The sequence below is a fragment of the Jatrophihabitans sp. genome, assembly GCF_051960575.1.
GTDB lineage: Bacteria > Actinomycetota > Actinomycetes > Mycobacteriales > Jatrophihabitantaceae > JBQCEE01.
The window spans coordinates 1-7,982 of sequence record NZ_JBQCEE010000367.1; the positions used below are offsets into that span (position 1 = coordinate 1).

Genomic DNA, 7,982 nt, shown 5'->3' on the forward strand with positions numbered 1-7,982 from the left:
TCTACCGGACGAGCGGTGACTCCCCCATCGTCGACGCCCTCATCGACGCCGCCGAGGCGGGCAAGCAGGTCGTCGCCCTGGTCGAGATCAAGGCCCGCTTCGACGAGCAGGCGAACATCAAGTGGGCCCGGGCGCTGGAGCGCGCGGGCTGCCACGTCGTCTACGGCGTCGTGGGCCTGAAGACGCACTGCAAGACGGCGCTCGTCGTGCGGCGCGAGGGGTCGCAGATCCGCCGCTACGCGCACATCGGCACCGGCAACTACAACCCCAAGACCGCACGCCTCTACGAGGACCTCGCGCTGTTCACCGCCGACGAGTCGATCTGCAAGGACCTCACCGACCTGTTCAACGTGCTCACCGGCTGGTCAAAGCAGACCGACTACCGGTCGCTGCTCGTCGCCCCGCAGGGCGTGCGCGCCGGGCTCATCGACCGCATCGAGCGCGAGATCGAGCTGGCCCGCGACGGGCGCCCGGCCTCGATCCGGTTCAAGACCAACCACCTGGTGGACGAGCAGACCATCGACGCGCTGTACCGGGCCTCGCTCGCCGGCGTCGAGGTGCAGCTGCTCGTGCGCACGTTCTGCACGATCCGCGCCGGCGTGCCCGGGCTGTCGGAGAACATCCGCTGCCGCAGCATCCTCGGGCGCTTCCTCGAGCACTCGCGCATCTACCAGTTCGGCGGCGACGGCGAGCCCGAGTACCTCATCGGTTCGGCCGACCTCATGCACCGCAACCTCGACCGCCGCGTCGAGGTGCTGACGCCGGTGTGCGAGCCACACGCGCGCGCCCACCTCGACGCCGTGCTCGACGCCGCCTTCGACGCGTCGACAGCCGCGTGGGAGCTGCAGCCGGACGGCAGCTGGCAGCGCACGGGCGGCACGGTCGACTACCAGGAGTCGATGATGAAGCTCCTGACCCGCGGCGAGTAGCAGCCTCGGTGTCGCCACAGGCGGCCGAGGCGACGCCGGCCGCCGGCGGCGTCGTGTGGCGCACCGACGGTCGCGGGGCGGTACGCATCGCGCTGGTGCACCGGCAGCGCTACGACGACTGGAGCCTGCCGAAGGGCAAGGCGGACCGCGGCGAGTACCCGCTGCAGACCGCGGTGCGCGAGGTCGGAGAGGAGATCGGCGCGCGGGTGGCGGTGTGCCGCCAGTTGCCGGACGTCCGCTACCGCACGGCCGCCGGGCGCAAGACCGTGTCGTACTGGGCGATGCGCTATCTGCGCGAGATGCCGGTCAGCGGCGACGAGGTCGACAAGATCGAGTGGATGGGCCTCAAGGCGGCGCGGCGCCGGCTCACCTACGAGCTCGACCGCTTCGTGGTCGCCGACTTCGCCGCGCAGCCGGTGCCGGACGCGATGCTGCTGCTCGTCCGGCACGCGAAGGCCGGCAAGCGCACCGAGTGGCGCGGGGACGACCTGCAGCGGCCGCTCGACCTCGTCGGCGAACAACAGGCGTTGAGGCTGGCGACGTTCCTGCGGCTGTTCGCGCCTGACCGGGTCTACTCGGCCGACCCGGTGCGCTGCGTGCAGACGGTGCAGCCGCTCGCCGACGAACTCGGCCTGCCGGTGCGGGTGCGCACGGACATCGGTGACCTCGCGTGGGAGGCCGACCCAAACGCCACCTGGCAGGCGGTGCAGGGGCTGGCGAAGCCCGGACGCGTCACCGTGGTGAGCAGCCAGGGCGATGCGATCCCGGGTCTGATCGGCCGGTTCGCACCGACCGTGGGGCTGACCGACACCAGGAAGGGTGCGGTCTGGGTGCTGAGCCTGTACCGGGGCGCAGTACTGGCGGCGGACTACTACGCCGACCCGACCGCCCTGCGCACCTGATCACAGATGATCGCACCCGCCGAGTGGTGGGTTGTGGCGCGAGTGGTGACGTGGCAGTCACCACTCGGCAGGCGAACCCACCACTCGGCGGTGCGGTCGTGGCTCAGGACGAGGCGGCCTTCTTCGCCGGGGCCTTCTTGGCGGGAGCCTTCTTGGCCGGCGCCTTGGCCGCGGTGGTCTTCGCCGCTGCGGTCTTGGCGGGCGCCTTCGCCGCGGTCTTCGCCGGGGCCTTGGCGGCCGTGGTGCGGGCGGCGGTCTTCGCCGGCGCCTTCGCCGCGGTCTTGGCCGGGGCCTTGGTCGCCGCCTTCGTCGGTGCGGCCTTCGCCGCGACCTTCTTGGCCGCCGTCTTCACCGCGGCCGGCGCAGCCCCGGACGACGCGACCCGGGTGCTCGCCTTGGCGACCGCGGTCTTGACCGGGGCGGCCTTCTTGGCGGGGGCCTTCGCGAGCTTCTTGGCACCGCTGGCGATCGCCTTGAACTCGGCACCGGCCTTGAACGCCGGGACGGAGGTCTTCTTGACCTTCACCTTGGCGCCGGTGGCGGGGTTGCGCGCGATGCGCGCGGCGCGGTCACGACGCTCGAAGACGCCGAAGCCGGTGATCGCGACGCGCTCGCCCTTGGCGATCGCCGCGTAGACGGTGTCGATGACGGCGTCGAGCGCCGCGGCGGCACGCTTCTTGTCGCCGTCCAGACGCTCGGCGAGCGCCTCGACGAACTGGCTCTTGTTGGGCACGAGTCCTCCTGGGGACAAGTCTCCGGTCTTCGTGACCGGTCTCGTGGGCCGACCTTAGGGCCGAAACGGCGGCACAACAACGCAATCGGCTTGTGTCGCAAGGGAAATCTCGCCGGACGTACGACACCCCCGGCGGCCGATCCCTTCGTCGAGGACGGGCCGCCGGAGGCGGAAAGCCTTACTGCGTAACGGTTTGCGCTACACGGCGACCGTCGGGAGCCACGGCTTGCGGTGCTGTTCGTACTCGGCGATCTCATCGGTGTGCCGGAGGGTCAGACCGATGTCGTCGAGGCCCTCCATGAGCCGCCAGCGCGTGTAGTCGTCGAGTTCGAAGTCGTGCACCTCGCCGCTCCAGCGCACTTGGCGCTCGACGACGTCGACGGTCACCTGGGTCGTCGGGTCGGCCTCGATGTCGTCCCAGAGCCGTTGCACGACCTTCTCGTCGAGCACCACGGTGAGCAGCCCGGCCTTGAGCGAGTTGCCCCGGAAGATGTCGGCGAAGCGCGGCGAGATGACCGCCTTGAAGCCGTAGTCCATCAACGCCCAGACCGCGTGCTCGCGCGACGACCCGGTGCCGAAGTCGGGGCCGGCGACGAGCACCGTCGCGCCGGCGTACTGCGGCTGGTTGAGGACGAAGTCCGGTTCGTTCGTGCGCCAGGCGTTGAACAGGCCGTCCTCGAACCCGCTGCGCGTCACGCGCTTGAGGTACACCGCCGGGATGATCTGGTCGGTGTCGACGTTGCTGCGCCGCAGCGGCACCGCGGTGCCGGTGTGCACGGTGAACTTGTCCATGGGTGCGTCCTTCAGAGATCTGCGGGGCTGGCGAGGTGGCCGGTGAGCGCGGTGGCGGCGGCGACGAGCGGCGACACGAGGTGCGTGCGGCCGCCCTTGCCCTGCCGTCCCTCGAAGTTCCGGTTGGACGTCGACGCGCTGCGCTCGCCCGGCTTGAGCTGGTCGGGGTTCATGCCGAGGCACATCGAGCAGCCGGCCTGGCGCCAGTCGGCGCCGGCCTCGATGAAGATGCGGTCGAGGCCCTCCTGCTCGGCCTGTCGGCGCACGGCGACCGAGCCGGGGACGACGAGCATGTGCACGCCGTCGGCGACCTTGCGGCCCTGCACGATCGCGGCCGCGGCGCGCAGGTCCTCGATGCGGCCGTTGGTGCACGAGCCGACGAAGACGGTGTCGACCTTGAGCTCGCGCAGCGGCGTGCCGGCGGTGAGGCCCATGTACGCCAGCGCCTTCTCGGCGGCGACACGCTCGGTCGCGTCCTCGAAGGACGCGGGGTCGGGCACGGTGCTGCCGAGCGGTGCGCCCTGCCCGGGGTTCGTGCCCCAGGTGACGAACGGCGTCAGCGTGCTCGCGTCCAGGGTGACCTCGGCGTCGAACTCGGCGTCGTCGTCGGTGCGCAGGCTCGTCCAGTACTCGACGGCGGCGTCCCACTGCTCGCCCTGCGGCGCGTGCGGGCGTCCCTCGAGGTAGGCGAAGGTGGTCTCGTCCGGCGCGATCATGCCGGCGCGGGCGCCCCACTCGATGCTCATGTTGCAGACCGTCATGCGGCCCTCCATGGACATCCGCTCGAAGGTCGTGCCCCGGTACTCGACCATGTATCCCTGGCCGCCGCCGGTGCCGGTCTTGGCGATGACGGCGAGGATGACGTCCTTCGGCGTGACGCCCTCGGGCAGGTCGCCGTTCACGGTGACGGCCATGGTCTTCGGACGGTCGAGCGGCAGCGTCTGCGTCGCCAGCACGTGCTCGACCTGCGAGGTGCCGATGCCGAACGCGAGCGCGCCGAACGCGCCGTGCGTCGAGGTGTGCGAGTCGCCGCACACGATGGTCATGCCCGGCTGGGTGACACCGAGCTGCGGGCCGATGACGTGCACGATGCCCTGGTTGTCGTGGCCCATCGGGTAGATGCGCACGCCGAACTCGGCGCAGTTCTTGCGCAGCGTCTCGATCTGCGTGCGGCTCACCGGGTCGGTGATCGACTCGGTGCCGACGAGCGGCAGCCGGTAGTCGGTCGGGGTGTTGTGGTCCTCGGTGGCCAGTGTGAGGTCGGGACGGTGCACCTGCCGGCCCGCGAGGCGCAGGCCGTCGAACGCCTGCGGGCTGGTCACCTCGTGGATGAGGTGCAGGTCGATGTAGATGAGGTCGGGCTCGCCGGGTGCGGATCGCACCACGTGGCTGTCCCAGAGTTTCTCGGCCAGTGTCCTGCCCATGTCCGCCGTCCGTTCGCTGCGCTCGTACCGGTGTTGCGAGATTGCCATCTCATTGAGTGAGATCGTAGTATCGCTGTGTGGGACAGCCTAGCAACCCTGACGCCGTCGACCAAGTGCGGTCGAGCGGCATCGGCGTCGTCGACAAGTCCGTCGCCATCCTCGCGGCCGCAGCAGCGGCCCCGCGCACGCTCGCAGACCTGGTGGACGCGACCGACCTGCCCCGCGCGACGGCGCACCGGCTCGCCGTGGCGCTCGAGGTGCACCGGCTGCTGACCCGCGACGCCGAGGGGCGCTTCCTGCTCGGCCCCCGCGTCGGCGAGCTCGCCGCAGCGCTGCCCGACCCGCTGGTCGTCGCCGCCGGTGCGGTGCTGGCCTGGGTGCGGGATGAGAGCGGCGAGTCGGCGCAGCTGTACCGCCGCGACGGCAACGAGCGGGTCTGCATCGCCGCCGCCGAGCGCACGCACGGGCTGCGCACCACCGTGCCGGTGGGCACGCGGCTGCCGCTCACCGCGGGCTCGGGTGCCCAGGTCATCTGCGCGTTCAGCGACCCCGCGACACTCGACGGCCTGCTCGACGGCGCCGCCTTCACCGACCGCACGCTGGCCGAGGTGCGCCGCCGCGGCTGGGCGCAGTCGATCGCGCAGCGCGAGGCGGGTGTCGCGTCGGTGTCCGCGCCGGTGCTCGCCGCCGACGTTCGCCTGCTCGCCGCCGTCTCGGTCAGCGGCCCGATCGAACGCCTCGGCCGCTCCCCCGGCTCGCGCATCGGCCCGATCCTCGTGGCCGGCGCCCGGCGCATCGCGTCCGCGGTGGGCGTCTGAACGACCGCTTGTCCCCCGCCCCGGTCGTCCAGCGGGGCGCAGGACGCCTGCCCCGGGGGACAAGCGGGCCTGCTGGTTCTAGGTTCTGGGCATGACCAAGGCTGCCGCGCGGATCGACGTCGAGGGTGCGGGCACCCGCGTGCCGACGGAGTTCCGCTACTGGGAGCACGTGGACGACCCACGGGTGCAGCGGGCACGGCGGCTGTTCCGCACCGTGTTCCGCTTCGACCCGCAGCCGCCGGACGAGCTGGTGCAGCGCTTCGCGGCGGCCTACTACGACGCCGACCCGGTCGCCGAGGCGTTCGTCGACGACGTCTACCTGCACGGGCCGGGGCCGAAGACCGGCCGGGCGATGCTCGACCGCGCGCTCGAGCACGGCATCGACGCGGTGCCCGAGGCGCCCGAGTCGATGCGGCGCCTGTTCGCCGAGTTCGAGACGCTGCCGGACTGGTACGACGCCGAGCAGGTCGCACTCGGCGCGCGCGTCTTCCGGCGATGGGGCACGGCAGCGTTCAGCTTCGCCACCACCACGACGCTCGAGATGTACTCGGAGAGCTCGATCGCCAAGCCGCTCTCGTACGCCGGTGGCTACGCCGGCGAGGCGGCGCACAAGCGGCAGCTCGAGACGGTGCGGTTCTGGATCGACGTCACCGACCCCGGCGGCCTCGACCTGGGCGGACGCGGCCGGGCCACCGCGATGCGGGTGCGCGTCATGCACGTCTTCATCCGCCGCAAGCTGCTGCAGCGCCCCGAGTGGAACCTGGACGCCTGGGGTGTGCCGATCTCGATCGGCGACGCCACGCTCACCCTCATGGGCGGTTCGATCGTGCCCGCCGTGGGGCTGTGGACCGTCGGCTTCCAGACGACGATCCGCGAGATCGAGGCGACGCTGCAGTTCTGGCGCTACGTCGGTCACCTGCTCGGCGTGCAGCCCGGCTGGTACCCCCGCGACGTGCGCGAGGCGGTGCAGCTGATGTATGCGGCGTTCGTGAAGCGGGCGCACACGGCCGGTGCGGACGGCGCCGAGCTGGTCGAGTCGTACCTGCCGGCGTTCGCGCCGAAGCCCGGGTCACCGTGGCGCAAGCGGTTGCGCGACGAGGTGAACCACCGCGTCCAGATCGGCTACACCGGCTACTGGCTCTTCCCGTGGACCTACGCGCGGCACCGCATGCCGCGCCGCTTCCCGTGGGTGCTGCACCCGCTGCTGCGGCTGCCGGTCAATCTCACCCTCGAGACGGCACGACGGTTGGTACCGCCGCTCGACGACGTCGCCGACCGCGTCCAGCGTGCCCGTCGCGAGCGCTGGTACCGCAACGAGACCGGCGGCCGCGCCGCGGAGTTCACGCCGGTGGAGGAGTTCCGCCGCTGATCACCTGCCGAGTGGTGGGCACGGTCGAGCCAGGCGCTGACGGCCGAGTGCGGCACGGTGATCGCGAGCAGCAGAGCGAGGTCGCCGGCCGTCAGCGAGAGCCGGCTCGCCACGGCGAGGACGAGGACGAGGACCAGGGCCGCAAGCGTCGGCAGCGCCGCCCGCCGCGCGAGCGAGGACACCGGCCGCGCCGCCGCCTCGTCGGCGACGAGCGCGAGGGTCTGCCGCAGCGCGTGCCAGAGGCCGAAGTAGACGCCGAAGGCGATGAGCGGCGGCAGCACTGCGAACGCGACGCCGAGCACCGCGACGTCGACGGCGAGATCGGTGCGGTCGAGCGTCAGGCCCAGCCCGACCGAGACGACCGCCGCGGCCACGACCACCGGCAGAGCGGCGTGCGCGAGGCCGAGCACCGCACCCGCATGGCCGCCGCTGAGCCGGTCGAGCAGCGCGGTCGTGCGGGCACCGTGCAGCGCGAAGGGCAGCACGACGGGCAGACCGCCGGACGCGAGCACGGCTGCGGCCGGCACCGGCACCGGCCGGGTGTCATCGCGCCGGTGCAGCCCGGCCAGGTCGGTGAGCCCGAAGTGGACGACGGCGAGCACCAGCAGACCCACCAGCGCCGCCGTCGGCACGGCGTACCAGCAGGCCAGCGCCGCGCCGGCCGCGGCGACGTAGGCCAGGCCGGCGACGGCGGTGCGCCCGTGGCCTCGTCCGGTGCGGCGCACCAGCAGGTCGACGTCGAGCGCGCCGTGCGGCAGGCCGAGCAGCAGCCCGGTCAGCAGCACCGTCGGCCCGAGCCAGGTCGGCAGCGCGGCACCGGCCACACGGGCCGCGCCGACCACCGCCGTGGTGGCGACCAGCGCGGCCGGCGGCACCAGGCGCTCGGCGCGCGCACCCCTCGTGCGGGCGGGCCGGGGGTGGGCAAGCCCCCGGGGGGGGGGGGACAACAAACAACACACAACCGAGGAGGGGGGGAGGGAGGGGGGGTTGTGGTGTTTTTGTTGTATCTTGGCGG

Annotated in this window: 6 protein-coding genes and 2 pseudogenes; 4 read left to right on the plus strand and 4 right to left on the minus strand. The window is 72.3% G+C overall.

Annotated elements, in window-relative coordinates; all coding sequences use genetic code 11:
* Positions 1-929, plus strand: a pseudogene (locus ACTHMS_RS20585) (RNA degradosome polyphosphate kinase); the annotation flags it as partial.
* A gap of 8 nt (positions 930-937) precedes the next feature.
* Complete coding sequence (locus ACTHMS_RS20590; protein WP_440308532.1) at positions 938-1,831, plus strand: NUDIX hydrolase; 894 nt, start codon at positions 938-940, stop codon at positions 1,829-1,831.
* 103 nt (positions 1,832-1,934) lie between these two features.
* On the opposite strand, the gene ACTHMS_RS20595 is transcribed toward ACTHMS_RS20590, so the two are convergent.
* The 3 genes from ACTHMS_RS20595 to leuC form a co-directional block, all read right to left on the minus strand.
* Positions 1,935-2,564, minus strand: a complete 630-nt coding sequence (locus tag ACTHMS_RS20595) for an HU family DNA-binding protein (RefSeq protein WP_440308533.1) — start codon at positions 2,562-2,564, stop codon at positions 1,935-1,937.
* 198 nt (positions 2,565-2,762) lie between these two features.
* Positions 2,763-3,356 carry a 3-isopropylmalate dehydratase small subunit gene (leuD, locus tag ACTHMS_RS20600; RefSeq protein WP_440308534.1) on the minus strand — a complete coding sequence of 198 codons (594 nt, stop codon included), beginning with the start codon at positions 3,354-3,356 and terminating at the stop codon, positions 2,763-2,765.
* An 11-nt stretch (positions 3,357-3,367) separates the two neighbouring features.
* Complete coding sequence (leuC, locus tag ACTHMS_RS20605) at positions 3,368-4,780, minus strand: 3-isopropylmalate dehydratase large subunit (protein WP_440308537.1); 1,413 nt, start codon at positions 4,778-4,780, stop codon at positions 3,368-3,370.
* A 77-nt stretch (positions 4,781-4,857) separates the two neighbouring features.
* Here leuC and ACTHMS_RS20610 point away from each other — a divergent pair, with 77 nt between their 5' ends.
* Together ACTHMS_RS20610 and ACTHMS_RS20615 are read left to right on the plus strand one after the other, a co-directional pair.
* Complete coding sequence (locus tag ACTHMS_RS20610; RefSeq protein ID WP_440308535.1) at positions 4,858-5,598, plus strand: IclR family transcriptional regulator; 741 nt, start codon at positions 4,858-4,860, stop codon at positions 5,596-5,598.
* A 91-nt stretch (positions 5,599-5,689) separates the two neighbouring features.
* The gene (locus ACTHMS_RS20615; RefSeq protein WP_440308536.1) at positions 5,690-6,967 is read left to right on the plus strand and encodes an oxygenase MpaB family protein; all 1,278 of its coding nucleotides are present in this window, start codon (positions 5,690-5,692) and stop codon (positions 6,965-6,967) included.
* A gap of 35 nt (positions 6,968-7,002) precedes the next feature.
* Here ACTHMS_RS20615 and ACTHMS_RS20620 read toward each other — a convergent pair.
* Positions 7,003-7,926: pseudogene (locus ACTHMS_RS20620) on the minus strand (beta-carotene 15,15'-dioxygenase, Brp/Blh family); the annotation flags it as partial.
* Between the last annotated feature and the right edge of the window lie 56 nt (positions 7,927-7,982).

Excerpts from the sequence above, each read along its gene's own strand:
- leuD (WP_440308534.1), bottom strand. The coding sequence starts at position 3,356 with ATGGACAAGTTCACCGTGCACACCGGCACCGCGGTGCCGCTGCGGCGC.
- leuC (WP_440308537.1), bottom strand. The coding sequence starts at position 4,780 with ATGGGCAGGACACTGGCCGAGAAACTCTGGGACAGCCACGTGGTGCGA.
- ACTHMS_RS20615 (WP_440308536.1), top strand. The coding sequence starts at position 5,690 with ATGACCAAGGCTGCCGCGCGGATCGACGTCGAGGGTGCGGGCACCCGC.